The sequence below is a fragment of the Mesorhizobium sp. BHbdii genome, from assembly GCF_053848045.1.
The window spans coordinates 1910679-1936910 of sequence record NZ_JBSPKX010000001.1 but is presented as its reverse complement, the minus strand read 5'-3'; the positions used below and the strand labels follow the sequence as shown (position 1 = coordinate 1936910).

25 protein-coding genes are annotated in these 26232 nt (G+C 60.7%); 7 read left to right on the top strand and 18 right to left on the bottom strand.

Translation table 11 applies throughout. The features are described from left to right. Positions 1-15: 15 nt before the first annotated feature. On the bottom strand, positions 16-1785 hold the full coding sequence (locus ACWTU8_RS09365; protein ID WP_455847891.1) for an adenylate/guanylate cyclase domain-containing protein: 1770 nt from the start codon (positions 1783-1785) through the stop codon (positions 16-18). A gap of 189 nt (positions 1786-1974) precedes the next feature. Next, on the bottom strand, positions 1975-2793 hold the full coding sequence (locus ACWTU8_RS09360) for a GAF domain-containing protein (protein WP_455847890.1): 819 nt from the start codon (positions 2791-2793) through the stop codon (positions 1975-1977). 658 nt (positions 2794-3451) lie between these two features. Here ACWTU8_RS09360 and ACWTU8_RS09355 point away from each other — a divergent pair. Both ACWTU8_RS09355 and ACWTU8_RS09350 read left to right on the top strand, forming a co-directional pair. Then, on the top strand, positions 3452-3628 hold the full coding sequence (locus ACWTU8_RS09355) for a transposase (protein ID WP_455847889.1): 177 nt from the start codon (positions 3452-3454) through the stop codon (positions 3626-3628). A gap of 132 nt (positions 3629-3760) precedes the next feature. Next, positions 3761-5806, top strand: a complete 2046-nt coding sequence (locus tag ACWTU8_RS09350) for a family 16 glycosylhydrolase (protein ID WP_455847888.1) — start codon at positions 3761-3763, stop codon at positions 5804-5806. Positions 5807-6585: 779 nt separating this feature from the next. Here ACWTU8_RS09350 and ACWTU8_RS09345 read toward each other — a convergent pair. The 4 genes from ACWTU8_RS09345 to ligD all read right to left on the bottom strand — a co-directional run bounded on the left by ACWTU8_RS09345 (position 6586) and on the right by ligD (position 10581). Continuing rightward, complete coding sequence (locus tag ACWTU8_RS09345) at positions 6586-6798, bottom strand: KTSC domain-containing protein (RefSeq protein ID WP_095520587.1); 213 nt, start codon at positions 6796-6798, stop codon at positions 6586-6588. Positions 6799-7117: 319 nt separating this feature from the next. Then, positions 7118-7264 (bottom strand): DUF982 domain-containing protein, encoded by a 147-nt coding sequence (locus ACWTU8_RS09340; RefSeq protein ID WP_455847887.1) that lies wholly within the window; start codon positions 7262-7264, stop codon positions 7118-7120. A 90-nt stretch (positions 7265-7354) separates the two neighbouring features. Beyond that, positions 7355-7603, bottom strand: a complete 249-nt coding sequence (locus tag ACWTU8_RS09335) for a DUF982 domain-containing protein (RefSeq protein ID WP_455847886.1) — start codon at positions 7601-7603, stop codon at positions 7355-7357. A gap of 1205 nt (positions 7604-8808) precedes the next feature. Further along, complete coding sequence (ligD, locus tag ACWTU8_RS09330) at positions 8809-10581, bottom strand: DNA ligase D (protein WP_455847885.1); 1773 nt, start codon at positions 10579-10581, stop codon at positions 8809-8811. 138 nt (positions 10582-10719) lie between these two features. On the opposite strand from ligD, the gene ACWTU8_RS09325 reads away from it, so the two are divergent. After that, positions 10720-11004, top strand: coding sequence for a hypothetical protein (locus ACWTU8_RS09325; RefSeq protein WP_029352425.1), 285 nt, complete (start codon positions 10720-10722; stop codon positions 11002-11004). 223 nt (positions 11005-11227) lie between these two features. On the opposite strand, the gene ACWTU8_RS09320 is transcribed toward ACWTU8_RS09325, so the two are convergent. Beyond that, entirely contained in the window at positions 11228-11407 is a 180-nt protein-coding gene (locus ACWTU8_RS09320) for a hypothetical protein (protein WP_036267327.1), read from the bottom strand. 118 nt (positions 11408-11525) lie between these two features. Between ACWTU8_RS09320 and ACWTU8_RS09315 the strand changes: the two genes are divergently transcribed. Next, a complete protein-coding gene (locus ACWTU8_RS09315; protein WP_029352427.1) occupies positions 11526-11711 on the top strand; it encodes a DUF3606 domain-containing protein in 186 nt (61 codons plus the stop codon). Between the two features lie 1277 nt (positions 11712-12988). On the opposite strand, the gene ACWTU8_RS09310 is transcribed toward ACWTU8_RS09315, so the two are convergent. Beyond that, positions 12989-13168 (bottom strand): DUF3606 domain-containing protein, encoded by a 180-nt coding sequence (locus ACWTU8_RS09310; RefSeq protein ID WP_029352431.1) that lies wholly within the window; start codon positions 13166-13168, stop codon positions 12989-12991. 678 nt (positions 13169-13846) lie between these two features. Between ACWTU8_RS09310 and ACWTU8_RS09305 the strand changes: the two genes are divergently transcribed. Next, positions 13847-15094, top strand: a complete 1248-nt coding sequence (locus tag ACWTU8_RS09305; RefSeq protein ID WP_455847884.1) for a hypothetical protein — start codon at positions 13847-13849, stop codon at positions 15092-15094. On the opposite strand, the gene ACWTU8_RS09300 is transcribed toward ACWTU8_RS09305, so the two are convergent. From ACWTU8_RS09300 to ACWTU8_RS09275, 6 genes are all read right to left on the bottom strand, one after another. After that, positions 15075-15581 carry a hypothetical protein gene (locus ACWTU8_RS09300; RefSeq protein WP_095520578.1) on the bottom strand — a complete coding sequence of 169 codons (507 nt, stop codon included), beginning with the start codon at positions 15579-15581 and terminating at the stop codon, positions 15075-15077. The genes ACWTU8_RS09305 and ACWTU8_RS09300 overlap by 20 nt on opposite strands. 29 nt (positions 15582-15610) lie before the next feature. After that, complete coding sequence (locus ACWTU8_RS09295) at positions 15611-16204, bottom strand: hypothetical protein (RefSeq protein WP_455847883.1); 594 nt, start codon at positions 16202-16204, stop codon at positions 15611-15613. Further along, positions 16201-16734 carry a hypothetical protein gene (locus ACWTU8_RS09290; protein WP_455847882.1) on the bottom strand — a complete coding sequence of 178 codons (534 nt, stop codon included), beginning with the start codon at positions 16732-16734 and terminating at the stop codon, positions 16201-16203. The genes ACWTU8_RS09295 and ACWTU8_RS09290 overlap by 4 nt, the downstream gene beginning before the upstream one ends. Positions 16735-17047: 313 nt before the next feature. Further along, positions 17048-17404, bottom strand: coding sequence for a VOC family protein (locus tag ACWTU8_RS09285; protein ID WP_455847881.1), 357 nt, complete (start codon positions 17402-17404; stop codon positions 17048-17050). Between the two features lie 29 nt (positions 17405-17433). Continuing rightward, positions 17434-17832, bottom strand: coding sequence for an SRPBCC family protein (locus ACWTU8_RS09280; protein ID WP_455847880.1), 399 nt, complete (start codon positions 17830-17832; stop codon positions 17434-17436). A 68-nt stretch (positions 17833-17900) separates the two neighbouring features. Next, positions 17901-18680: a DUF6597 domain-containing transcriptional factor gene (locus ACWTU8_RS09275; RefSeq protein ID WP_455847879.1), complete on the bottom strand. Its 780-nt coding sequence runs from the start codon at positions 18678-18680 to the stop codon at positions 17901-17903. 486 nt (positions 18681-19166) lie between these two features. On the opposite strand from ACWTU8_RS09275, the gene ACWTU8_RS09270 reads away from it, so the two are divergent. Beyond that, positions 19167-19853 (top strand): TerC family protein, encoded by a 687-nt coding sequence (locus ACWTU8_RS09270; RefSeq protein ID WP_065010043.1) that lies wholly within the window; start codon positions 19167-19169, stop codon positions 19851-19853. A gap of 185 nt (positions 19854-20038) precedes the next feature. After that, a complete protein-coding gene (gene rimO / locus ACWTU8_RS09265; RefSeq protein WP_455847878.1) occupies positions 20039-21352 on the top strand; it encodes a 30S ribosomal protein S12 methylthiotransferase RimO in 1314 nt (437 codons plus the stop codon). A gap of 71 nt (positions 21353-21423) precedes the next feature. On the opposite strand, the gene ACWTU8_RS09260 is transcribed toward rimO, so the two are convergent. The 4 genes from ACWTU8_RS09260 to ACWTU8_RS09245 are packed head-to-tail and all read right to left on the bottom strand — an operon-like array spanning position 21424 to position 26149. Beyond that, a complete protein-coding gene (locus ACWTU8_RS09260; protein ID WP_455847877.1) occupies positions 21424-22491 on the bottom strand; it encodes a BMP family ABC transporter substrate-binding protein in 1068 nt (355 codons plus the stop codon). A gap of 51 nt (positions 22492-22542) precedes the next feature. Beyond that, on the bottom strand, positions 22543-23463 hold the full coding sequence (locus tag ACWTU8_RS09255; protein WP_029352466.1) for an ABC transporter permease: 921 nt from the start codon (positions 23461-23463) through the stop codon (positions 22543-22545). Next, positions 23463-24575, bottom strand: a complete 1113-nt coding sequence (locus tag ACWTU8_RS09250) for an ABC transporter permease (protein ID WP_455847876.1) — start codon at positions 24573-24575, stop codon at positions 23463-23465. The genes ACWTU8_RS09255 and ACWTU8_RS09250 overlap by 1 nt, the downstream gene beginning before the upstream one ends. Then, entirely contained in the window at positions 24572-26149 is a 1578-nt protein-coding gene (locus ACWTU8_RS09245) for an ABC transporter ATP-binding protein (RefSeq protein ID WP_455847875.1), read from the bottom strand. Before ACWTU8_RS09245 ends, ACWTU8_RS09250 begins: the two co-directional genes overlap by 4 nt. Between the last annotated feature and the right edge of the window lie 83 nt (positions 26150-26232).

Here is a 26232-nt window from a genome sequence, read left to right as displayed (position 1 = left end):
TCCCCTGGTCCGCAGTTACACCAGGCCGGCATTGCGAAGCCCGTCCACCACTAATTCGAAATCGTCTGGATTCTTGTAAGGCAACACTTTTCGGCGGTGTTCCAGAGAATAATCAGGGTTGACGCGGAACACTTCCTGCCACTCATGGCGGGCTTCTTCGAAGCGGCCCAGATGGCCGTAGCTCGCCGCCAGGAGCACGCGTGAGACGTCGGTGTCAGGGTTACGGACAAGTCGCCGCTTCAGGATGCCGATTGCCTCTTCGTACCTGCGCAACTGGAACATCGCTTGTGCCTGGAAGTGGAGGTATACGTCCGGATAATACGGGTTCAAGGCCATTGCCCTGTCGACACACCCGAGTGCCTCCGCAGACCTGCCGGAATAATGCAGTGCAATTCCGAGATTTTCGTGTCCTTCGGGAAGATTTGGAGCGAGGGCGATCAAGCGTTTGGCCTCGCCGATGGCGACGTCGTGCCGTCGCGAATACAATTCGATGATGCCCAGCGCCCAATGCGCGTAAGGATATCGATTGTCGAGCGCCACTGCCCGTGTCGCGAACACTTCTGCTTGTTGCATTGATGTCGATGACGACGGGCTCCACTGGTTTCCGTAGTCCAGCATGTTTGCGAAGGCGAGGAACGCGTAGGCGGGAGCGAATTTCGGGTCCAGTTCAATGGCGCGTTGCAACAGTTCCCGACCCTGGATGTTTTGCTCTCTCGTGAACCGCCACAGCTGCTCTCGGCCACGCAGGAAATAGTCGTACGCTTCCAGGTTGTCGGTGTGCTCGGTCGCGAGCCGCTGTTGGTCGCCCTCCGTCAGGTTGAGCGCGAGAGCGCCGACAATTTGCTGCGTCACGTCGTCCTGCACGGCAAAGATGTCGGTCAGGTCGCGATCGAAACGCTCCGCCCACAGGTGTCCGCCCGTGGTCGCGTCGACAAGCTGCGCGGTGATCCGTACCCTGTTGCCGGATTTGCGGACGCTGCCCTCGAGCACGTAGCGCACGCCGAGGTTCCGGCCGACCTCCAGAACGTTCACGTTCCTGCCCTTGAAAGTGAAGGTCGAATTGCGAGCGATCACGAACAACTGCGACAGTTTTGATAGAGCCGTGATGATGTCTTCGGAGATTCCGTCGGCGAAATATTCCTGTTCGGTATCACCGCTCATGTTGGCGAAGGGCAGCACGGCGACTGACAGTTTCGGCGGCGGTGCCGTCGCTGGCCGGCTTGTCACGGATTCGGAGGTCGCGGTTGCCTTTGCCTCGGCGGTGCCGACACGCAGCGAATACACCCGGACCGGCTCGGCGATGTTCTTGAGCTGCGTGGGGCCGAGATCGCTGACCGAAAGGTCGAGCCTCGTCTTAACCTGGCGATAAGCGTCCTCGGACAGGCAGATGGCGCCGGGCGCCGCGACGCCCTCCAGACGCGAGGCGATGTTGACGCCGTCGCCCATCAGATCGCCGTCGCTTTCCTCGACCACATCGCCCAAATGAATACCGATCCGGAACTCGATGCGGCGGTCCTGCGGCACGCCGGCATTGCGCTCGACCATGCCATTCTGCACTTCGAGGGCGCAGCGCACGGCGTCTACCACACTGCGGAACTCGACCAGTGCGCCATCGCCTGTGCGCTTGATCACGCGTCCATTGTGGACAGCGATGGTCGGGTCAATCAGGTCGCTGCGCAGTGCCCGCAGCCTGGCCAAAGTACGATCTTCGTCTGCGCCGGCCAGCCGGCTGTACCCGACCACGTCGGCGGCCAGGATCGCGGCTAGCTTGCGGTTCTCGCTCACAGGGCCATCTCCTCGTCTCCACAATAACAGGAAGACACGTGATCACTGCACCAGTCATTCCGCCCCAGCCATTTTCGCTTGTTCACTTGCTAGCCGGGAAAGCCACTGAGCAGTCGGCTGCATTCGGCGACGAATTTTTCACTTGGCATGCGGCCATCCGCATCGCGCGAGTACTCCAGCTTCAGCCGGTTAAGGAAGAACATTTCGAGCCTGCGCCCGTGCTTGGTCTCGATGGCGCGTTACGATCTCGTCAAAAGCTGTGAAATATTGGTCAAGGAGCCCGATGAGCGCGGCGGGCTCCATGCGTTCGGCCAGAAGGGTAAAGCCCTTGAAATCCGCAAATAGGATCGTCGCCGAGGGCTCATATTTCGGCTGCACCTTGCCGCTCTTCTTGAGCTCGTCGGCAATCGACACAGGAAGGATATTGATGAGCAGCTCTTCGGTGCGCGCCTTCTCGGCGATCAAGTCCACATGCGCGTGATCCAGCTCTTTCAATGCTTGGTCGAACTCGATGAGTTTGCGGCGCAGCTCCAATTGTGTCAGCACCTGGCGCGAAAGGCGGCGCAGTGACTCAGTTTGTTCAAAGGCCAGCTGACGCGGCACGAAATCCATCACACAGAGTGTCCCCAATGCATAACCTCCTTCGGTCACAAGCGGAATGCCACAATAGAACTTGAAGTGGGGTTCGCCCGTAACAAACGGGATTTGATTGAATCGGGAATCCATCAGCAGATCGGGCGCTACGACCATCTCGGTGCCGCAAACAGTCGTAGCGCAGAATGCGATTTCGCGCGGACACTGGTTAAAGTTCGGAGGAAGGCCATACTTGGCCTTTAGCCAGAGGCGGTGGTCGTCCATCAAGCTGACATAGGCTACGGGGCACCAGCAAATCTGCCCAGCCAGTTCGCCAATGTCGTCATAGGCGATCTCCGGCGGGGTATCGAGAAGATTAAGTGCTCGGACGGCACCAAGCCGCTCCGTCTCGTTGGCGGGCGTTTGGTACGGCATCGCAGCGCCTCGGTCAGAGTTCTGGGCGTCCTAACCCGTGCGCGCATAGTCGCGCATGCCGGACAGCATATCAAAATTCGGGATTGAGGCTAGCGAGTTACGCGGGCTCTCTGCGAATGACCGCTCACCACACTTATTGCCGACCTCCGTCTTGGCCATCGCCAATGTCCGGTCCGGCTCAGACCGCGACCCTTGTGACGGTGCGCCAGCAGCCTGATTGTTGGGTGAATTCTCACTAGGCGAATGCATCTGAAAAAAACTTCTTCGCGACCGCAGCTGAATGACCGTTTCGCCGCCCAAGAGCGGTCATCGCCGAACCACTACTCAGACGTCGCGTTCGGGGGCCGACAGCGGACTGGCAGCTTCCAGCTGCCGATCTTCAAGAGCGGACATTCAGTCCGTGTCAGTATTGTCGTGACCTGACCCCTAATGGTCATTCCGGAGGCGAGATTGCAGGTCCGAATCGGATTGAGAAAACGGACATTCGGCCATCCTATCTGCGCCGACCGTCGCGCCACCCCGCTGGCGAGACGCCCGTGAGCCTCTTGAAACCCCGACTGAAGGCCGCCTCCGCCGGCCTACAAGCCTACGGTGAAGGCCGCCTTGTCGCCTTAGGACGAACATTGCAAGTCCGGGGAATAATCCTGGGAGGAGTCGTATGACGATTGCGCGCGTGGAAGTGATCACCTCGGTGCAGCGCCGGCGGCGCTGGTCGCGGGCGGAGAAGGAGCGGCTGGTTGCGGCGACGTTCGAGCCCGGCGTCACGGTATCGCAGGATTCGCAGTATCGTGTGCCGGCTACGTCAACTGACTTGCGACTTCTCCCAAATTTCTAGTGAAGTGTTGGGGATAACCGCACTGACCCCATTTAAGGCGGAATCGGTGTCCGTTACGTTCTGTTAACAAATGGACGATTAGATCTTGGTGGGGGTCAGCCGCGAAATGTTGCGAGAACGAGGAGCCCATCAATGGCTGCGATTGCTCTTCCTGGCGATTGGACCGGACAGTACAAAGGATCGGAGCTGAACCTCTCGGGGTTCAAGCTCTCCTTTTCTGACGAGTTCAACACGCTTGATGTCGTGCCGAACAACGGCACTGGCAAGTGGTTCGCGCCTGTGCATGCCCCCTATGGGGCCGCCACGTTCATGTCGCCGGTAGGGGCAACGAACCCGTTCTCCGTCTCTGACGGGCAGCTGACCATTACCATGAAGCAGGTGGACGGCGTCTGGCAGTCGGGAACGATGCAAACGGTTAACAGTGCCGGCCAGGGTTTCGCGCAAAAGTACGGGTACTTCGAGATGCGCGCAGCCTTTCACGGCGGGGCGGGAGCCTGGCCGGCTTTCTGGATGCTGTCGCCCGATCAGACTGTGCCACGCGTCGAGGTCGACATCGTTGAAGCGTATGGAGGCGATCCCGATGGTCATCACCAGGCGGTGCACTTGAGCAATAAGGAAAGCCACGCTTCGAAAGGTAACTATACGGGCCTCGCCGGTTCGATGTTCGACGGGGCGTTTCACACCTACGGCGCGAGGATCACGACGGACTGGATCACCGTGTACTATGACGGCAAGGAGCTGAGCCGCTTTCCAATGAGCGAGTCCTTCCGCACGCCGCTCTATATGTTGGCCTCGCTTGCCATGAATCCCCTTGAAGTCGAGCGGGCGTCCGGCACCTATAAGATGGTCATCGACTACGTGCGCGCCTATGCCGCGCCGGACGTGATGGAGCAGCACCTGACCGGGACGGATGCGGCGGATATCCTGAACGGCGGCAGCTTTGATGACGTTCTGGACGGCGGAGCCGGTGCTGACAAAATGTCCGGCGGTTTGGGCAACGATACCTACCGCGTCGACAACGCATTCGACGTAGTCATTGAGGCTGACGGCGCCGGCATCGATCTGGTCATCACCTCGATGACGTATTCCCTGTCCGGCCAGCAAATAGAGCAGCTCACGCTCACCGGCGTTGCCGACATCGACGCGATGGGTAACGAACTCGACAACACGCTGGTCGGCAACGCTGGCAGCAACCTGCTCGACGGCGGGGTAGGAATCGACAAGATGGAGGGCGGCGCGGGCAACGATACCTACTATGTCGACAATGCGCTCGACCGTGTGGTCGAGGCCGATGCGGCGGGCAACGATTGGGTGTTCAGCTCGAGCACCTATTCACTGCCATCCTATGTCGAAAATCTGACCCTCATCGGCCTTGGCGCTATCAATGGTCGCGGCAATTCTTCCGACAATGAGCTGACCGGGAACAATGGGAACAACACGCTGGACGGCCTTGCCGGCAACGACACCATAAGGGGCGGGGCGGGTAGCGACCGGTTGGCGGGCTATGATGGCACCGACCTTCTCGATGGCGGGACCGGGGCCGACCTGATGAATGGCGGTGCCGGCAACGATACCTATTACGTGGACAATGTACTGGACAACGTCATCGACGAAGCGGGCCTCGACCAGATTTTCAGCTTGGTCACGTACTCACTGGCGGTCGATCGCAGGCTGGTAGAAAATCTGCGTCTGACCGGAAACGCCAACGTCGGAGCCACGGGAAATTCCCTCGACAACGTGCTCGACGGCAACGACAGCGACAACAAACTGGACGGCGGCCGAGGCAATGATACCGTGCTTGGGCACGGTGGCAACGATGCACTAACGGGCGGCCTTGGCATTGACCGGCTTACTGGTGGCGCCGGCAACGATTCCTTCGTTTTCAGCGCGCCGCTCTCAGTGGCCAACCGCGACATCATCACGGATTTCAACCATACGGCCGATACATTCAGGCTCCAGAATTCGGTAATGCAGGGGCTTGGAGCCACCGGAGCCCTCGAGCCAAGGTACTTCTTCGCTGGGACTAGCGCGCACGACGCCGACGACCACATCGTCTATGACCAGGTTACGGGTGCGTTGTTCTACGATTCCAACGGAAACGTCGCAGGCGGCGTGACACAGCTCGCGACGCTGACGAACAGGCCGACGCTGCTGGCCGACGATTTTTTCGTGATCTGATCCGGCGCCTACAGCGGCGCGCGCACCGCTGTAACTTCTAGTTTGCGATCGCTTTGTTCGAAAAACCGGTGACCTCTTTTTCGAGCGATGCTCTAATTAGTTCTATTTAATCATAAACTGTGTTGGATGTCTTTGGCAGCAGGGACGCGCTCCTGGCCTTAACCATCCGAAGCAAGCCCGCCGCTTTTTAACGTCTGATTCTGGAAATGCGCGAAAACGTACCGAATTGGGTGCGGTGCTGGGGCGCAACACAGCGATAGACAGGAACTTCCGAGCGGGAAGAACCGACCGACCAACCAATTGAAACAGGGCGTGACCGCACTTGCGGCGAACTCGCGAGGAAGAGAAACGCGGCACCGGAAGGGTCCTCATGGGGGGCGCCGTGATCGCCGCTTTGCTTTTTGTTGCGCTAATGGCCGTGTTCGTCCTCGGGCCGTTCTGGTCTTAGCCACCATGGCCGGTGCATGGGTGCGTTTGCTTCGGCCAAACTAGCCAGCGCTTGCTCGACTTTTTGAGCCGAGGCGTCAGTGCGCTTGATGTGCCGGATCATTTGCTGCCTCAGCCGCGCGAGCCTTTCGGCGCGATATACATCGCCGTATCTCGCAGTTTCAAGGTGGAGGGTCGCGAGCCTCATGGGCGACGATTCCGATTATCTAGCGTAGAATTCGCGAATCCGCCTTTCGTTCCGATGTCCGACCTTACCCTCGCAAAGGCTGGCCGGACGGCCGCGACGAATGAGTCGCATCCCTGCCAAAAGAGAGATCGTCCGCTGATGGTGCTCAGTCGACCGCGGGTCCAACCAGACGGTAGCGGAAGTGATTGCGGATCTGTTCGTTGAAGAAGCGGCCCTTGGCAAAGGCGGCTCGGAACTCGGCGAAGGTCTCCGGCGGCACGTCCTCAAACTGGTAGCATTTACCGCTGGCCACGAACCACACCGAGAGGACTTTGCGCTCCGGATCGTATTCCGTTTTGTGTATCGAGGTGGACGGCATGACGTGACTACTCCGATCAGGGAGAGAGTCCATCTGAAGTTGCCTGCGCCCCACGGAGGGGAAGGACGCGGGCTGATCGGGAGGGACACCGATCTCGCAGCATTGGTTCGCAGGAGAAGATGCTGCAGGAGCCGAACCCGCTCCCGGAGCTGGTGTTCCGTACGGACGTCAAAAAAAGCCCGCCGCACCTTTCGGCACGGCGGGCAATCAGTCGTTCACCAGGCACAGGGTGGGCGGGGGCGGGTGTGCCCGGATCGTAGGAATCTTACGCACGCCGACTGCGTCGCGTCCACCAACCGGCGGTTGGAGGGATCGAGCGCTAGTTAGAGGAGCATAACAACCCCTCCTCCTCGGCAGCAGCCTCGAAGGCCTTCCTAACGTCGTCGGGCGTGCGCTCGCCTTCAATGAGAGCCATGCAGACCTCGACGGCCTCCTTCCACTTAGGTTCCCGCTTGGTCCACTTCATGAGTTCCGCAGTCGCACCCTCGGTGCAGACTGTAGATGAGCCCAGGTTTGTCGGTTTGGACCGGAGGGTGAAACCAATGGATAGCACCTCCTACTCGGGCGAGAGATACATCTCCGCCTCCTTAGCGGCAGCCACGAAAGCCTTTCGTATCACATGAGGGTCAATCGGATCGCCCTCCAGTGCTGACAGGCAGAGGGTCCACGCCTTGTACCAGCGAGGTCCTCTCCGGGTCCACCTCTTGAGCTGCTCAAGGGCTGCCCTCGTATTGTTGCAGCCATGCCTGACACCCTTCGTTTCAGTCTTCACGAACACCGGAGGGACGAACCAAAGACTTGCCATGATACCTCCTACTCAGGCGAGAGATACACGCTCGCCTCCTTGGCCGCCGCCTCTAAGGCTTCACGGATCTCTTGGGGGACACTCTGCCCTCGAACGCGTCAACGCATGATTGGACCGCTTTCATCCACTTCGGCCCCTTTGTGTCCCACAGCATGAGTTCCTCGGCGGCTCCCTCGACGTGGCTGCCCCCATGGCGAAAGCCCGAACGGTTCGCTTTCACGTAGACCGGGGGAGAACCAGAGGAGACCCATGGGGGTAAATTGGGGGATGCCCACATGTTTGGTAGAGGCGGGATCACAGCGGCGGTTCGGTCGATCTCTCTGACCGGCCTCATTTCCGGTCATGGCCAAGTCGGCCTACGCCGAGCCTGGAACATTAGCAGCCACTAACTGTTATCGGGGAACCAGTGGGTCAACCCCTGCCCCGCCCAGCCCACTGCAGATCGGGAGCAGCCGGTCGGCCGCGCTCGAAGGAGCGCGGGTCCTTCCTCCGCCTCATTGGCCGCTCCCGATGGCGGGCGCCGTGCTGCTAGGCTTTGGGACTCACCGGGAAACCGGGGAGGTGGTCATGAGAGTTATTACCGCTCTAGCATGTGTCGCCTTGATTGCAGGTTGCGCAACGGCGGGCCCCCCAGGGCCCCAAGGGCCTCTCGGTCCACAAGGTCTGCCCGGCAAGCAGGGACCTAAAGGTGCAATGGGAGCTGCGGGTCCAGCGGGGAAGGACGGCGTCAGCGGTTGGGAGATCACCCAGTATGCAAGTGCGAATGATACTAGCCCAGACAAATCCGCACAGGCTTGGTGTCCCAAGCCAAAAGTCGTCATAGGTGGCGGTGCCAGCGCGTCAAATTCAAATGCTCTAATTTCTAGGAGCTTGCCGGTTACTTCCCCAGCTCCAGGGTGGGTAGCACAAGCGCATGTAGCCGCTACGCCCCCAACAGCTTGGACGCTGACAGCATACGCCATTTGCGCGCTTGTCAAATAGTCGGCGCTTGGCCGGGCCGATGAACTTTGCGTTGTCGCGTCTTCGAGACACAAACGGCGTTCTAGTCTTCATTCCAAAAATCCTGCAGCGAGGCGTGCCGAGGTCTTCCTCGCCCCTGAGATGGTTCACGCGGGCTTTGATCCCCGGTTTGACCCATTGCGTCGCCGGCCGCTTCATTCCCTTCGGCGCCGGTAAGCAGCATTAAAAGCTTCGAATGCGAGCGGCTACGCCGCCCTTCGGGCAGCCGCTCGGAACGGATGGTCGATGGTGAAACCGTCGGGCCGAATACCCCGCTCAACTTGGCTCCACGTTACAGGATGGGCGATTGGGAAGCCCGGTCGGGCTCGTGGGGAGAAGGCTCCCACCGCGGTGTTGCCACGTCCGTTGCGAAGGTAGTCAAGAAAGATGCGACCTCTTCGGGCTGCCGGAGCGGCAGAGAGTAGATAACGACCGGGGCGTGCCTCAACAAGGCACTGGGCGAGCGACTTGGCCAATTGCCGGGCGCTGTCGTGGGTCATCTTTGTCTCAAGCGGTCCCATTAAGTGAATGCCCTTGCCGCCCGTCACCTTCGGCCAACTCTCCAGACCTGCCGCTTCCATGATGTCGCGGAGCGCCAACGCGGTCTCGATCACTTCCGCCCACTCGATGCCCTCCCCCGGATCGAGGTCCAGCACGACGCGATCAGCATGCTCGATATCGTCAACGGTGGCGTTCCAGGGATGCACCTCTACGGCATCCATCTCGACCAGCCCGAGCAAACCGGCAAGGTCGTCCACCCACACGCGAACGCCTTCGCCCCCCTCGCGTTTCTGGACGCGCAACTGATGTACCGCCGCGGGAATCTCGGGCAGCTTGCCTTTGTGGTAGAAGGTGGCCCCAAAAGCATGGCGGACCAGCTTCAGCGGTCGCCGGCGGAGATGGATCAGCGCTTGATCAGCAACCCGCTCCCAGTAGCGCGCAAGCTCTTCCTTGCAGGGCGAAACCGCATCCGGAAGCAATTGCAGAATGTTCTCGCGAGGAACCCCATGTTGCCCGACTGCCTCTCGTCTCTTTGAAGGAGCGGGCGACTTCGCCGGGATCGTCACGAGGTCCTCGCGCAGGCCCTTGAACACTGCCTCGCGCAGGATGCCACGATCGGTGACGCCGCTGAATTGCACCTCGGCCAGGACCTCTGGTCTGATCCAGGTCGCCTTCGGCTTCACGATGGGCTCTGACAAAGGCGACTTGCCGATGATCAGTGGATCAAGCCGCTCTCTAACATGCCGCGCTGTCGTCAAGCTGTAGCCGCTTTGGGCCTTGCCAGCGTAGAGCAGGCGATCGCCTTCCCAGCGGCCTATATAAAGGGACGCAATGCGGCGTGGATGGGCGCCGAGCTTCTCGACGAAAGCAACAATGGGGAAGGTGTCGCTCTTGATGCATTTCACCTTGAGCCAGCTCGTCTGCACACCTGAGCGATAGGGGGCATCCGCTCGCTTGGATACGATCCCCTCCAAGCCCATCCGGCATGCATGCTCAAACACGTCGCTGCCGCTCACCTCCAGATGCTCGGCATAGGTCAGTGTCGGCGCCCTGTCCTTCACCAGCTTTTCTAGCGCGGCCTTGCGTTTCACCAGCGGCTGTTGCCGGAGATCCCGACCGTTGAGGTGCAGCAGGTCGAACGCATAGAAGATGACCTTCGGCGAGTTTGGATTGCCCAATTCCCGCTCGAGGGCTTGGTAGTCCGGCAACCCGGTCTCGCCCAGGACGACAGCCTCCCCGTCGATGATTGCTGCTTTAACCGGTAGGTTCGCCGCTGCCTGGACAATTCCTTTGTATCGATGCGACCAGTCGTAGCCGCGGCGCGTGAAAGCTCGTGCTGTGCGGCCATCGACAATTAGCTGCGTGCGGTAGCCATCGTATTTGACCTCGTGAAGCCACTCGCTGCCTGCGGGAGCTTTCGCGACCAACGTTGGCGATTGAAACTCAATGAATGATAGCCGGTCTGCGGCGCTACTCATGCACTTGTGACTCCCCGAACCGCGACTCAAGCCGCAGGGCGGGCAATCGGTTCCGGAACATTTTAGCAAAATTGAATGTTTAGTAGCATAACGAAACTATCCGACGTGCACGATCGGCTGGAGATGGAGCCCTAGGCCATGGCGGTCAAGATCGGCGACGAAGTCACGCTCACCGTGACAATCCTGAAGGTGCTGGACAACGGCATGTCGAGCGTGAGCATACCCTCTTACAACTTTCCCTTTTCGATCGACACACCGAAGAGAACAAGGGCCGGCCAGAAGGTCGAGATCACGGGCTTTGTCACTCGGGTCGATGACGAGAACGGCAAGGTGACGGTCCGGATCGAAGGAGCCGGCCTAGTCACGGTAGATGTCGAAACAGTATCGCACGAGCCCGCGCCTAGGGTGCGTCAGTCTCGGTAATAAGGCCCTTGCCGCGAAAATTGCGCAGTGCAAGGCTAATCGCAAGCCGTTGATCAACGAATTGTTTAGCGTGCTCCGCGATCCTGGTTGCCGAATGGAAGCTCTTGCTGAAATTGTCTCTTGCGGCGGACCCCAATCCGCTCGGCCGGTGTCTCTACCAGGCAATCTACCCCAACGCCCCCAAGGGACACCGGCCACAAGCGTGTCCGTTCGGCACCTAGTGTCAACGCCGCGATTTCAACAGCCGGGCCTCACGCAACAATGAATTCCAATTGGTGCCGATCAGTTCGATCAGCACCCGAGCATCAGACTCCGAGATGCCTGTTTGCCTGGCCAATTGCCGGGCCAAAGTCTCGACGGCAGACCCGCTATCCGGCCTACGCTTACTATCATCCTCGCTCATAGGGCAGCTCCATAGAGCCGAACGCAGAGCGAGGCCGAATGTTTCTTTAAAGCAACCCGAATTACGAGAACCTTCTGGCCAATTCCGCGGTTTTGCTTGGCCAACAGGAGGACGATCAATGGCCGACGACAAGACAAAGCGCGATTTCCGCGACCGCAATCGGGTTTCCGCCGACGAAGACTACGAGGTCGATCATTTCGCCAAGTCGAATGGCATTGCACCGGAGCAGGTCAGGGATTTGATCCGCCGCCACGGCAACGAACGGGCCACGCTGGAGCGTGAGGCCAAGAGAATGCAGTCATGAACGAGAGCTGTCCGCCTATGACGAGGATGCCCGATCGAGACCGTGGTCAACTGTCGCCTGGGAATGATCTAGAAATTCACCGCTTCGCCAAGGAAAACGGCGTCCGGTCCGACCAAGTGCGCGAGCTGATCCGGCGGCATGGGCCAGCCGTGCGGTGCTAACGGAGGTCATTGCGGCGCTTCGAAGACGAAGTCCGGCAGTGGCACTCTCGGATATTGACCTGCCGCCAGTAATCGGCAAGCGGCAGGGCAAATGCGAGGCTGATCATTTCAACCCCTGTCCGGTCTGTGGCCAAGTTTTCGACATGGGCGATCGGCGCCAGGCAGCGTGGCACGCGCAGCCGAACATGAGCCACTGGATATGGACGGCTGAGATTGGTAGCTGGTGGACTAGGGGTTCTCGTCAGCGAAGTCTGTCCCTCGCCGCTCAAGCTCCTCCTGAAGCTCCACCGCCAACGCAAGAAGCCTCGGTGGCAAAGTCTGTTCGCCGTCCAATCTTAGCAGATCTCGAAGCTTGCGTCGGTAGTCTTCCGATCTGATCAACTCTCGGAAGGCACGGTCTTTGTCGTGAGTTGCCATAACGATCACCTTTGGTGCGCAACTCTTTGATTGCTGAAGAGTTCCGCAAAGGGCCGAAATGTTTGCTGCAGCATCATTCGTGGAGGTCGAATGCTACCGCGCGTCCGAACGCCGGAGCTGCCGTCACGATAAGCTCGATCAGCGCCTGTCCGTGCATTCGAGATGAGGGCCATCTTGGCGAACCGCTGCTACAATGGCCTTGACAGAGACCGTGCCACTCGTAGGCGATCTTGTGGATGGCCTGATGGACAAGGTCCACGGCTTCGCGCTCACAATTCGTCTTAGCATTCACCTGAGGCGCCCCCGGCCATAAGCCACAAGCGCCCATTTGTTGGCACTTTGCGTGGGAGGATCAACAGGTTATTTGGGCCGCGCACAAATGGTAGCGGGGCGAGGATAACCGGCGCTCAAGCTAACGAACGGCTACGCTCGCCCCCATCGGAAGCCACGGACAGCCTAGGGCAGTAGCTGCCTCTATAACAGCCTCATTAGCTCGTCGTTGGATGCGACCAGATCAGGCGCGGCGTGCCGAATATGATTCAACGTCGCTTTGATCGAAGCGGTGTCCCGACGGTCCGCCCGGTTAAGGATTCCCGCCACGAGCATGTCGATTCAGCCGCGCTGGACTGGCTTGTGCGCAAGTAGGTCCCCAGTCAGGCGAGGCTACGCCTGAATCGCGCCAGCCGGAGATCGACCCGACTAGTCGTCATTCTTCAAGTCTTCAGCTTCGTCCCTCAGCCGCTGCCAGTCCGCGCCGTGCTTGCGAAGCAATGCCCGCGCCTGTTTGGGCGTTACCTCTGTCACCTCCGCCAGGTGCTCAACTTCAAGTTCTGCACCCTTCTTAACTCGGCTCGTGTCGCTCGTCCTCTTGTCCGCCATCTGTTGCGTCCTCCTTGGCCCAAGGTCAGTGGCAACGAATGTTGAACGTTGTGGTTCCGCCCCTGTGGAGCTAACTGCCGGCCGTGTAGTTCTACCGCCGAAGGAGATCTCAAATGCTTCGATTCCTAATCGGTCTTGGCGCGCTGTATGCGGCATTTCAAATCGGCCGGGAGTTTGGCCGCACAGAGGCGGAGGTCATCCAGATTCCACCCGACGATCGGCGTCCGACGCCTGGAAACGGGGCAGAGTTCCGCGAGCGGACCTAGGGGCCTGGTAGCGCCCTCAAGCTTGCGCTATCTACGCGACATTGGCGCGAGCAAACCAGTACTCCGCGTCCCCAAAATCCTACGAGGACGCTATCTGCCTCGGAACTAATGCCGGGGCGATGTGACTAGTAGGATGCGCTGAGGATGAGCTTGATCCGCCTAACCACGAAGAAGCGCCGGAGCCGGCAGTGCACGCCGGCTCCGCCAGTCGACCCAGGTCCGCAGATTGAACAGGTCAAATGAACAGCATCAGCCGAACACCCCAACTACGAAGGTGATCGCAGATCCGTGGAGAAGGTTGGATTTCAGGTCCTGTCCCTCCGCCAATGCAACCCCTCCTTTTGGATTTGGGGGATCGTCTGGCGAAACAATATCTTAAGTCCGGACCGGAGCACAAAAGTCACCCGACGCGATGACCACGACGATTGACGACATATACCGGCCTCTTGCAGTAACCACGCGGTTGCTTGTCCAGTGCTGGCCGCAGCTATTGCTGGTCGGCTGCCTCGGTGTGATCGCTCATGATCTGCTGCTACAGGGCGCCGTGACGATCGGCCTCCAATTCCCGCTGGGCGGAATGGTCATGCTGTCGCTGGTGATTCTCGCCAAGCTGACGGTGCTGGTCATGATGTTCGTGGTGCTCCGGCCGCATATGCCGGCGGTGGCGGCACTGAGGAAACAAGCAAAAAAGGCAGTGGACGAAACAAAACGCGAGCCGATCCTGGCGATTACCGCCGCTGCGATCCTGCCTTTCTTCGCCTATTACGCCGCCTGGGGCTTTCTTGGCGATACGGTTCGCGAATATTCGCGCATGGCGCTGGCCCAAGCCGAACTCGGCAAGAGCGTCGACATCTTCGCCATTCTTCAGTCAAGCGGCGTGGTACTGTCGATCGTCATTTGCTGTCTGGTGCGTTTTGCCGCCAAGGGACTGAATGTGCGCGCCTCTCACCCCTACTGGCGGCTGCTGATCGTGGCGACGGACGCAGCTTGGGTCTTCATCGGTCTCTACGCGCTCGGCGTATGGAAAGACCAGTTCATCCGCTGGCTTGGCGCAGGCGCGGCGCTGCAGCTCAGCCTCGATTTGTTTGCGCCGGTAACTTCGGCGGCTGCCGCCGGCCAGTTCGTCCCGGTGGAATTCCGGCCGCTTCCCTTCGGAGAGCAGCTTCAGAATCTTTTCTTTTTCGCGTTGCTGCCGATTGTCTGGCTGGTGATGGCGGCGATCATCAACGGCTATGAGCTTTCCGCGCCGGCCGCTCCCGGTCCTGCGCTATCGCGCACGACCTCATGGCAAAAGTGGCTGAAGGATTTCGCGACGCACTTCGTTGGCGGCTACCACAGCCGCTATTCGCCGGTCTGGACTTGTCTCAAGCTGACGCTCAGTGCCGGCCTTGCGACGCTTGTCACCTTCGTCATCGCCTATCAGGCCATCTCCTGGATCGGCGCCTGGATGTGGTATGGCCTGACAAGACTGATCGGAGCGCATGATCTCGCAACTTGGCAGATCTTCGCCGACACCATCAGCCTGTTCATCGGCAGCCCAAGCGAACTCGACGGAGGAATCCTGCTCGACGCAGTCCGAGTCGCGCTGCTTGCAGCCGTGCTCGAGACTGCAGTCGTCATGGCTGGCGAAGCATGTGGCGTCAGGTCCGCGGCTCGCTGACGCTGAGATGATTCGGTAGCGCCGAGTAGAGGCCAATCGATAGCGTGAGGCTGCTCGCCGCAGGCGGAATCGAAAAGCTGGCAGCCATCCGTGCCGGCTTGCCGGGCTCGGCCGCCGCGAACGCCATGCCGCCACACAGGGACCGTTGCTGGGCCTCCGGATATTGCTTCCTGACCATCGGATCGGCAAATAGGGTTGGCTGCCATTCGCGACCGCTTCCGTCGGAAAGCCGCACCTTGCATGGAACGGCGCCGAGCGCCTTCGGGTCAGCTGCGAGAGCTTCGAATTCGGCGAGGACGACGGCGTTTCCCTCACTGCCTGCCAGTCTGGTGATGCGCGTCACGGTCCAGCTTGCGCCGGCATAGTCGATCGGTTGCCCCAAGGTCGCAGATAGCGGCTGGCGCAAAAATTGGGAGCGCCAGTCCTTGATGCTTCCCCACGTCTGCACGACTAGCGCGGCAGGCAGCGCAACCACCAGCGCCGTCATGCTCAGCCGATAACCTCGCCGCGTTGACATCACCTTTGCGGGAGAACTCTCCATGGCGGCCTTTCTTCGTTGCGGCGGATAGTAATTGCGGGCTCGATGTCTTTGCCGGAAACATCCGTGGTGATGCGGATCTCATCGTCGAGCGGCAGCAATTTTGTGCGTGCGACCACTACGGTCCCGCCGGCGGCGGCTTCTTCCGGCACTTCGAACACCAGAAGGACACGGCGTGGCAGGCCGGGCTGATAGGCATCGCCCGTCATCATTTCGATCGTCGCCGGCAGCCGGTCGGTCAGGACATAACGGATGCCGCTGCCGCTCAGCCACTCACCCGATGTGAGACGCAAGGTCTCGAATTTGGCCTCCGCCTCGCCTTCGACCACAACCCATACGCCGGAACTCGTGTAGGTCTTTGACTTCCCGAAGGTCTCGACGTTGAGGATACGCGCGACCCTGGCGCTGTCCAGCGAAAGCGCGAACGCGCTAGCCTGGACACGCTTGTTCATGCCGCCCGAAGAGACTATCGGCGATGTAATGTCGCTGTAGAGCGGACGCGTATGCTGCATGCCGTAGAGCAGGGCGGCAGCGAACAGCAGCGCAAGCACCGAACGCACCATGCGCATCATAGCGCCTTTTCCACCGGCAGATCGACCGTCGCAACGGGATCTCGGTCGTACCACCCGCTTGCGCCGTAGAGATTGTCGCGCAGCTTGTAGATTTGGCCGGTAACGGTGATCGTCACCTTGTCCGGCACGGGCACACCGGCCGGCCACTCCCAGGCCATGGTCAGGCGTTCCGGCATGTTGGGATTGAAATATCCCGCCAGATACTTGTCGCGATCGAGATAAACCGTTGGCATCGGCAGCTTTTGCGCCGGTGCGCTGAGCGTCACAGTGCGATAGAGCACGTTGTTTGGAGTGGCGGAACGGTTCACCACGTCCAGATCCACCATCAGAAGCTGCACCGACTGCGACGGAGGAACGCCTGTCGGCGGCACTGTTCCGACACGTGCCGTTCGCAAGGTCACAAACCAGCGACCGGTATCGATCTGCTGGCCTGCCTGCACAACCGGCACCTTTGGCGGATGGGCAGCTTCGTAGAGCGTCATCGAAAACGAGATTGCCGATGCGGCCAGCCCGCCCAGGCCTGCAATCAAAAAAGCATACAGCCTTTGCCGTACTGTCGTTCGTGTCGGTTCCGTCATGCTTCGTGCGGTATGCGATGGTCCTCAGGCCAGCCTTATACGATGCGAGCTACGCCATCGGGCAATAATTTTGTTACAACAGCAGCGCTGGCTCTCTAAGGTGGTTCAGCACAGAGATACCAGCCGCGCAATCGAATCCTTGGTAGCTCGCCCAGTCAGTATTCAATATCCGCTCCTGGCGCCAAGAGCGGCATTAAGCCCCGACGGCCCGCCCAAAACCATTCGAAGAGGCGCCGGGCTCGGCTCGGCGCCCCCTTCCGCTATCTCACTTGCCCGACCACACGGCCAGCTCGTAGCCGTCCGGGTCGGAAAAGTGAAAGCGGCGGCCGCCGGGGAAGGAATAGGCGGGCTTGACGATCTTCCCTCCGGCCTCCTCGACGTGGCGCTGGGTCTCGTCAAGGTCGTCGGCATAGAGGATCACCAGCGGCCCGCCTGCCGCCTTGCTCTGGCCACCGAGGGCGAAGCCGCCGGTCAGGCGGCCGTCGTTGAACTCGCAATAGCTCGGCCCGTAGTCCTTAAAGGACCAGCCGAAGACCTTGCCATAGAAGTCGCGCGAGCGCGCGATGTCACCGACGGAAAACTCGACATAGTCGATGCGCTTGTCGTTGCTGGATTTGGCCATGATCTTCTCCTTTTCTGATCTTGGGAAGCTCAGCGTTCGAGCATTGACTTCAGGGTGTTGAGGTCGCGCTCTACCGCCGCGGCGTCGGCAGCGAAGATCTCCTCCGTCATGTCCGGCATCCTCAGGAGCACGAACATGACCTCCGCGCCGGTCCCGTTGGGTACCACGCGCACCGCATTGCGGGTTTCCTTGCCCTCGGCGAAGACGATGTGATCGAGGACACCGAATTCATTGGGCCGGGAGAAGCGGATGCGGATGGGCCGACCCTCGGGGTCCTCCGCAGTCCATTCTTCGCCCGATCTTTCGAAGCGCCGGCCGAGGCCTGCCGCCCAGCGCTGGAAATTCTCCGGGATGGAGGCGAAGTCGTAGACTTCGCGCCAGCCCCGGTCGATGGACGCGGTGATGATGCGGGATTTGTAGATCGTCATATCTGCCTCCTTTCAACGAAGGCAGACTAGGGGGAGTTGGCAGTGGCGTATTGAACGAAACGGCCAGTTCAGGCGCCGAGCTGTCGCAGAACCGTCGCGGGCGAGAACCCCGACAGGCGCCGCACCTCGCGCGTGAGATGCGCCTGGTCCGAATAGCCCGCCTCGAACGCAAGATCGACAAGGCGCGGCTCGGCGGACTGCCGCGCCAGGTTCAAAAACCGCTGGAAGCGGAGAATGCGGTCGAGCGTCTTCGGACCATAGCCGAAAGCCTCCTGGCAGCGGCGGCGAAGGGTTCGCGGGCTGACGTCGAGTCGATCGAGGATCACCGCCATGCCCGGACCGGCGGATTCCGTTTTCAGCGCGTTGAAGGCAAATCCCATGTCCGGAGGCGGCGGCTCGACATCGGGCGCAAGCCTGGAGAGCGCCGCTTGCATCGCCCGCATCCGCTCCGCCGTGGAGGATGCATCGCCAATTCTCTGGGCGATTTCGCGCGCCAGCGCCCCCCAGAACTGGCTGAGCCCCATCCGGCCGCCGACGATCTCCGACATCGGCAGCCCGAGCCACCGGCTTGCCGCACCCGGTCGGAAGCGGGTGCCGATCACAGTAGAGCCGGGTGTCAGCGTAGAGAGGGCAACGGCCACGTCGGGGCCCGCTACGACCAGATCGCCGTCGATCCAGGTGATGTCGACGCAACCGTCGGGGACCACGGCCGATAAGCTCCCCGCGTCCGGGCGCAATGTATTGGACCAGACACACAGGAAATGCCTTTCGAGTGCGGCCGGAGGATCGAACTCGCGGTACTCCCCGATCGCCCCGGAAAGGACGGGTGTGTTGTCGTCAGACGTCACGAGCCTCTCCTGTGAGGAACACTTTTTAAGGCATCGTACTCTTCGGTCCCCGAAATCTATCGCGGTGGCGGCGTGCTTCAACCCGTGCTGTCGTTCTCGATCAAGCCCTGCATCGCATGGTTGCGCCGCCAGGCGGAACTGGGCAATTGTCGAGGATTCCACCAATCGTGGAGCGGTCGTGAGCGGAGTCGCGACCTTGGCGCATGCGCGGCTCGCCATCCGGCCCACGATTCCGCACCGATTGCCGCATGACATCATTTTTACTATCCCGATGCCTGCAGGGACTGCTTGGCATGAGCAGTTTCGACAGATTTTGCTTGCAGGGGCGCCATTTGCGTTCTGGTTTCGGGGTCATCTTGATCACGGCAGCTCAGGCGGTTGCCGGCCTTGTTCTCAAGCCATCTCTTGACGCGCGGGAACCATACACGTTAGGCGTTCGGGCACCCCACGCGAACGATTGGCGACCAAGCAAGGAAATTCCGGCTGATGGAAATTTTTACCGCCGCTGGCCTCGCGGCTCTGCTCCAGGTCATCGCCATCGACCTTGTGCTTGCCGGCGACAATGCCATCGTCATCGGCCTTGCCGCGGCAGGCCTGCCGTCGGACCAGCGCAAGAAGGCGATTCTCGTCGGCATTGCGGCGGCCACCGTGCTTCGCATCTTCTTCGCACTAATCACCCAGTGGCTCCTCACAATCGGCCCCATTCTTCTCATAGCCGGCGGCCTGCTGCTGCTTTGGGTGTGCTGGAAGATGTGGCGCGAACTCCGTGTCAGTCACGAGCAGGAACATGATGCGACGGAATCGTTGTCGAATGTCGATTACGACAAGAGCGGGACGATCGGCGGCAAGGGACCGCGCAAGACCTTCGCTCAGGCAGCCTGGCAGATCGTCATTGCCGACGTTTCGATGTCTCTCGACAACGTCCTTGCAGTCGCAGGCGCGGCCATGGACCATCCGACGGTCCTGATCATCGGCTTGGCGCTGTCGATTGCGCTGATGGGCTTCGCCGCTTCGTTTGTCGCACGCCTCCTGCATAAGTACCGCTGGATTGCCTATATCGGCCTCGTGATCATTCTCTATGTCGCCGTGAAGATGCTTTTGGATGGTGCCGTGCAGCAGTTCCCCGAACAGTTTGCGTTCCTGGCGCCGTGGTTCGGACCGGGCGGTCATTGAACCTGGCCCTTTAGCAGCGCAGGCCCGCCGAGCGGCGCCAAGCCATTCCCCGGTTTGCTTGATTGCGGAACTATGCTATTGCCCCGTGCAAATTGAGCTTCTGCGAAAGTTCTAAAGATCAACATGTATCGAGACTTCCGGGCCGGGCCTCAGGGTTTCCGGCCCGCGTCCATTGGAAACCGCACATGTCTGCCCCTCGCGTCAGTTTCGTAAGCCTTGGATGCCCGAAAGCCCTCGTGGACTCGGAGCGCATCATCACGCGCCTGCGCGCCGAAGGCTACGAGATCGCGCGCAAACATGACGGCGCCGATCTGGTCGTCGTCAACACCTGCGGCTTTCTCGATTCGGCTCGTGATGAATCGCTCAATGCCATCGGCTCCGCCCTTTCGGAGAACGGCAGGGTCATCGTCACCGGCTGTCTAGGCGCCGAACCTGACGTAATCCGCGAGAAACACCCCAACGTTCTCGCCATCACCGGTCCGCAGGCCTACGAGAGCGTGATGGCTGCAGTGCATGAGGCAGCACCCCCGAGCCACGATCCCTACATCGACCTTTTGCCGCCGCAAGGCGTCAAGCTCACGCCGCGCCACTATGCCTATCTCAAGATTTCGGAAGGCTGCAACAATCGCTGCACCTTCTGCATCATTCCGGCGCTGCGCGGCGACCTCGTCTCGCGACCGGCGGCCGACGTTCTGCGCGAAGCCGAGAAACTGGCCAAGGCCGGCGTCAAGGAAATCCTGGTCATTTCGCAGGACACCAGTGCCTATGGCATCGACATCAAATACCAGACCAGCATGTTCGGCGACCGCGAAGTGGGGGCGAAATTCCTAGATCTGTCGGAGGAACTCGGCAAGCTCGGGGTTTGGGTGCGCATGCACTATGTCTACCCCTACCCGCATGTCGCCGATGTCATCCCGCTGATGGCCGAAGGAAAGATCCTTCCCTATCTGGACATCCCGTTCCAGCACGCCTCGCCGCAGGTGCTGAAGAACATGCGCCGGCCGGCTCATGGCGAAAAGACGCTCGACCGCATTCGCGGCTGGCGCGAAATCTGTCCCGATCTGGCCATCCGCTCCACCTTTATCGTCGGCTTCCCCGGCGAGACGGACGACGATTTCGAAATGCTGCTTGACTGGCTGGACGAAGCCAAGATCGACCGCGCCGGCTGTTTCAAATACGAGCCGGTCAGGGGCGCTCGCTCCAATGGTCTCGGCCTCGAACAGGTACCGCAGGAGATTAAGGAGGCGCGTTGGCACCGCTTCATGCAGCGCCAGCAGAAGATCTCGGCGACGCAGCTCGCCAGGAAGGTCGGCAAGCGCCTGCCTGTCCTGATTGACGAGGCGCATGGCACCTCGGCGAAGGGCCGCACCAAATACGACGCGCCCGAAATCGACGGCTCGGTGCATATCCAGTCGCGGCGCCCGTTGCGTGCCGGCGACATCGTCACCGTCAAGATCGACCGTGCCGACGCCTACGATCTCTACGGCTCAGCGGTCTGACCGCATCTCGCTCTAAACGAAAGGGCGCCGTCGGGCGCCCCTCCTTGGGAGGATTTGGCTCCCGCTTGCGCTTACTGCGGCAGCTTGTCATCAACGCCTTTGACGTAGAAGTTCATGCCGAGCAACGTAGCGTCGTCGGCGACTTCGCCGTCCTTCAGCCACGGCGTTCCGTCCTGCTTGGCAATCGGCCCGGTGAAAGGATTCCATCCGTCGACGATCTTCTTCTCGGTGGCTTCCGCCATCGCCTTCACGTCGTCGGGCATGTTGGTGTAAGGGGCCATCTTAACGGCGCCGTCCTTGATGCCCAGCCAGACATTGCCGGGCTTCCAGGTGCCGTCGAGCGCAGCCTTCACCCGGCTGACATAGTACGGCCCCCAATCGTCGACGATCGAGGTCAATTGCGCCTTGGGAGCGAACTTGATCATGTCCGAAGACTGGCCGAAGCCCTGCAGCCCGCGCTCTTCGGCGACTTGCAGGGGAGCAGTCGAGTCGGTGTGCTGGACGATGATGTCGGCACCCTGGTCGAACAGAGCCTTGGCGGCGTCGGCTTCCTTGCCCGGATCGAACCATGAATTGACCCAGACGATCTTCGCCTTGAAGTTAGGGTTGATCGACTGGGCGCCGAGCATGAAGGAATTTATGCCCATCACCACTTCGGGAATCGGGAACGAAACGATGTAGCCGGCGACACCCGACTTCGATTGCTTGGCGGCGATCTGGCCGAGGATGTAGCGGCCTTCGTAGAAACGTGCGTTGTAGATGCCGAGATTTTCGGCCGTCTTGTAGCCGGTCGCATGTTCGAACATCACGTTGGGGAACTTCTTGGCGACCTTCACTTCGGGGTCCATGAAGCCGAAGGACGTGCCGAAAATGATCTTGCATCCTTCGCGCGCCAGGCGCTCGAAGGCACGATCGGCATCGGGACCCTCAGAGACGTTCTCCAGATATGCGGTCTCGACCTTGTCGCCGAGTGCCTTCTCTACGTCCAGGCGGCCCTGGTCATGCTGGTACGAATAGCCGAAATCGCCGATCGGGCCGGTATAGACCCAACAGGCTTTCAGTTTTTCCTGCGCTTCGGCGGTCGCTGCCAGCGACAATGCTCCCGCCGCGGCCATCAGCGCAATAAGCAGTTTTTTCATCGTGTTACCTCTCTGAGTTAAGCCTTGGAGCTTCCCGTTTGTCTTTTATTGTCAACGATCTGGAACGAATGGCTGCCCCAAGGAAGCCGGTGTGTTCATCATCGTCAAACGCTTGTTGCGCGAGATTAGAACGAGAACCACGATGGTTGCCAGATAGGGCAACGAAGAAAGCAGTTGCGAGGGAACCGGAATGCCAAAAGCCTGTGCATGAAGCTGGCCGATCCATACCGCGCCGAAGATATAGGCGCCAGCCAGCACCCGCCATGGCCGCCATGATGCGAACACGACCAGCGCCAGTGCGATCCAGCCGCGCCCGGCGGTCATGTTCTCCACCCATTGCGGCGTATAGACCAGCGACAGGTGGCCCCCGGCAAGGCCTGCACAGGCGCCGCCGAAGATCACCGCCAGATAGCGGTAGCGGATGACCTGGATGCCAAGGGCATGGGCCGATGTGTGGCTGTCGCCGATCGAGCGCAGCGTGAGCCCGGTGCGGGTCTTGAACAGGAACCACATGACGGCGGCGGTCAATGCAATCGAGATGTAGAAGATCGGGTCCTGGCCGAACAACAACCTGCCGATGACGGGGATCGCTGTCAGGCCGGGAATGTCGAGGTTTGGCAGCCTCGCGCCGGGCTGGCCGACAAAGCTGGTGCCCATCATGCCGGAAAGCCCGAGGCCGAGCAATGTCAGCGACAGGCCGGTCGCCACCTGGTTTGTGGCCAGCGACAACGTCATGACAGCGAACAGCAGCGAAAACACCGCACCCAAGGCGATCGCCGCCAACAACCCGATCCACGGCGATCCGGTGAGATAGCCGGCGCCGAAACCGCCGACCGCCCCCATGATCATCATGCCTTCGACACCGAGATTGAGCACGCCGGAACGTTCGACTACCAGCTCGCCGATCGCCGCGATCAGCAGCGGCGTCGCCGCGGTTGCGATGGTCAAAAGAATGTTGACGGTGATGTCCATCAGCGGGCCTCCTCCAGCTTCGGCGCGGATTCAAGCTTCGGCGCGGCAAAACCGATCAAGCGAATGCGGTAGTGAATGAGCGTGTCGCAGCCGAGCACGAAGAACAGGAGCATGCCCTGGAACACGCGCGCCACCTTGTCGGAGATGCCGAGCGCGCTTTGCACCGCCTCGCCGCCGAGATAGGTCAGTGCCAGCACCAGGCCCGCAGCGACGATGCCGAGCGGATTGAGCCGGCCGAGGAACGCCACGATGATGGCGGCAAAGCCGTAGCCGGGCGAGATCACCGGCTGCAGCTGGCCGATGGCTCCGGAGACTTCCGAGATGCCGGCAAGCCCGGCCAGTGCACCCGACAGCATGAAGGCGAAGAACACCATCCGGTTGATACCGAAGCCGGCGAAGCGCCCTGCCCTGGGGCTTGAGCCGAGCACGCGAACCTCAAAGCCTTTCAGCATGCGGCTTATCAGGATCCAGACCAGCACCGCCGCGACCAGCGCGAACACGAAACCCCAATTGGCACGGCCGGAGGCCGGCATCAGTTCCGGCAATATGGCCGAGTCGTTGAACTGTATCGTCTGCGGGAAATTGAAACCCTTCGGATCGCGCCACGGCCCACGCACCAGCCAGTCGAGGAACAGTTGCGCGACATAGACCAGCATCAGGCTGGTCAGGATCTCATTGGTGTTGAAGCGCGTCTTGAGCAAGGCGGGGATTGCGGCGTAGGCGGCACCGCCGACCATTCCGAACAGCAGCATCAGCGGCAGCACCAGCGGGCCTTCAAACTGGGGAAACAGCACCGGAATGCTCGAGCCGACGATGCCGCCCAGGATGAATTGGCCTTCCGCGCCGATGTTCCAGATGTTGGCCCTGTAGCAAACCGACAGGCCCACCCCGATCAGGATGAGCGGTGCCGCCTTGATCGCCAGCTCATGCAGCTGCCAGACCTGACTGACCGGCTCGAGGAAGTAAATTTGGAACGCCTTCAAAGGATTGACGCCAAGCAGTGCGAACAGGATGGCGCCGGCAACGATCGTCAGCGCAAAGGCAATGAAGGGGGACAGCGCCGAAAACAGCATTGAGCGCTGTGGCCGTTTGACAAGTTCGAGGCGCATCATGACGTCTCCAGAGCGTGTTCGGCGTGGCCGGGCTCGGCCCCGCCCATCAGCAGTCCGATCTTTTCGAATGTGGCCTCAGCGATTGGCAAAGGCATCGATAATTCGCCATTGTGCATCACCGCGATCGCGTCGGATATCTCGAACAATTCGTCGAGATCCTGACTGATGACCAGCACTGCGGAGCCGCTGCGCGCCAACTCGATCAGCGTCTGGCGAATGTGGGCGGCGGCTCCGGCGTCGACGCCCCATGTCGGCTGATTGACGACCATGACGCTTGGCCTCCGGTCGAGTTCGCGGCCGACAATGAATTTCTGCAGATTGCCGCCTGAAAGCGCTGCCGCCTCCGGGTCCGGAGCGCTTTTGCGCACATCCATCGCCTTGATGATGCGCTGGGCGGCGGCATAGATCGCATCGCTTTTGACCATTCCGCCGGCGCCGACAAACACCTTGCCGTCGGTGGCATGGCGCGACAAAAGCAGGTTTTCCGAAAGCTTCATGCGGGGGGCTGTACCGTGGCCGAGCCGCTCTTCCGGCACGAAGGCAGCGCCCATCAGCCGCCTGCCGGTGATGCTGAGGCCGCCGGCATCCTTGCCGCGGATGCGCACCGAGGCGGCATCCTGCTGCGGCACCTCGCCGGAAACGGATTCGAAGAACTCGCCCTGGCCGTTGCCGGCAACGCCTGCAATGCCAATCACTTCGCCGGCGCGTACCGTCAGGTTGATGTTCCTGAGCGGGATCGAGAACGGCGTTGCCGGCCGGCGGCTGAGCGCACGAATTTCAAGCAGCGGCCGCGCCGTCTCGATACCTTGAACCGGCGCGCGCACCACGGCCTGCACGTCGTTGCCGACCATCATGCGGGCCAGCGATGCCGCGGTTTCCTTGCGCGGGTTGCAATGGCCAACCACCTTGCCGTGGCGCAGCACGGTGGCGCGGTCGCAGATGCGCTTGACCTCTTCAAGGCGGTGCGAAATGTAGAGGATGGACTTTCCTTCCGAGCGCAACCGTTCGAGCGTCTCGAACAGCTTGTCAGCTTCCTGCGGCGTCAGCACCGAAGTCGGCTCGTCGAGAATGATGAGCTGCGGCGTCTGCAGAAGGCAGCGGATAATCTCTATACGCTGGCGCTCACCGACCGACAGGTCGCCGACCAGCGATTGCGGGTCGAGCGGCAAGCCGTAGCTGTAGGAAAGCGCCCTCGCCTTCGCGGCAATCGTGCTGATCGGCGAACCGTCGTCCAGCGACAGCGCGATGTTCTCGGCCGCCGTCAGTGCCTCGAACAGCGAAAAATGCTGGAACACCATGCCGATGCCGAGCTTCTTCGCAAAGCCGGGATTGGTGATCGTGACCGCCTGACGGTTCCAGAAAATCTCGCCCGAATTGGGCTCCAGTGTTCCGAACAGCATTTTGACGAGCGTCGACTTGCCGGCGCCGTTCTCGCCGAGCAACGCGTGGATTTCGCCTTTTGCGACGTTGAGATCGATATGGTCACACGCGGTCAGCGTGCCGAACGTTTTGGTAAGGCCACGAACCTCAAGCAGGTCTGCGCCGTCCTGATTTGCACTCACAGTGCCTCCCATCTGGTTTGCCAGATATGTTCTGTGTTCCCACAGGCATCGTATGCGCGGCCTGCTGTCATCGCAAAGCGGCACCCGTCTTGAAA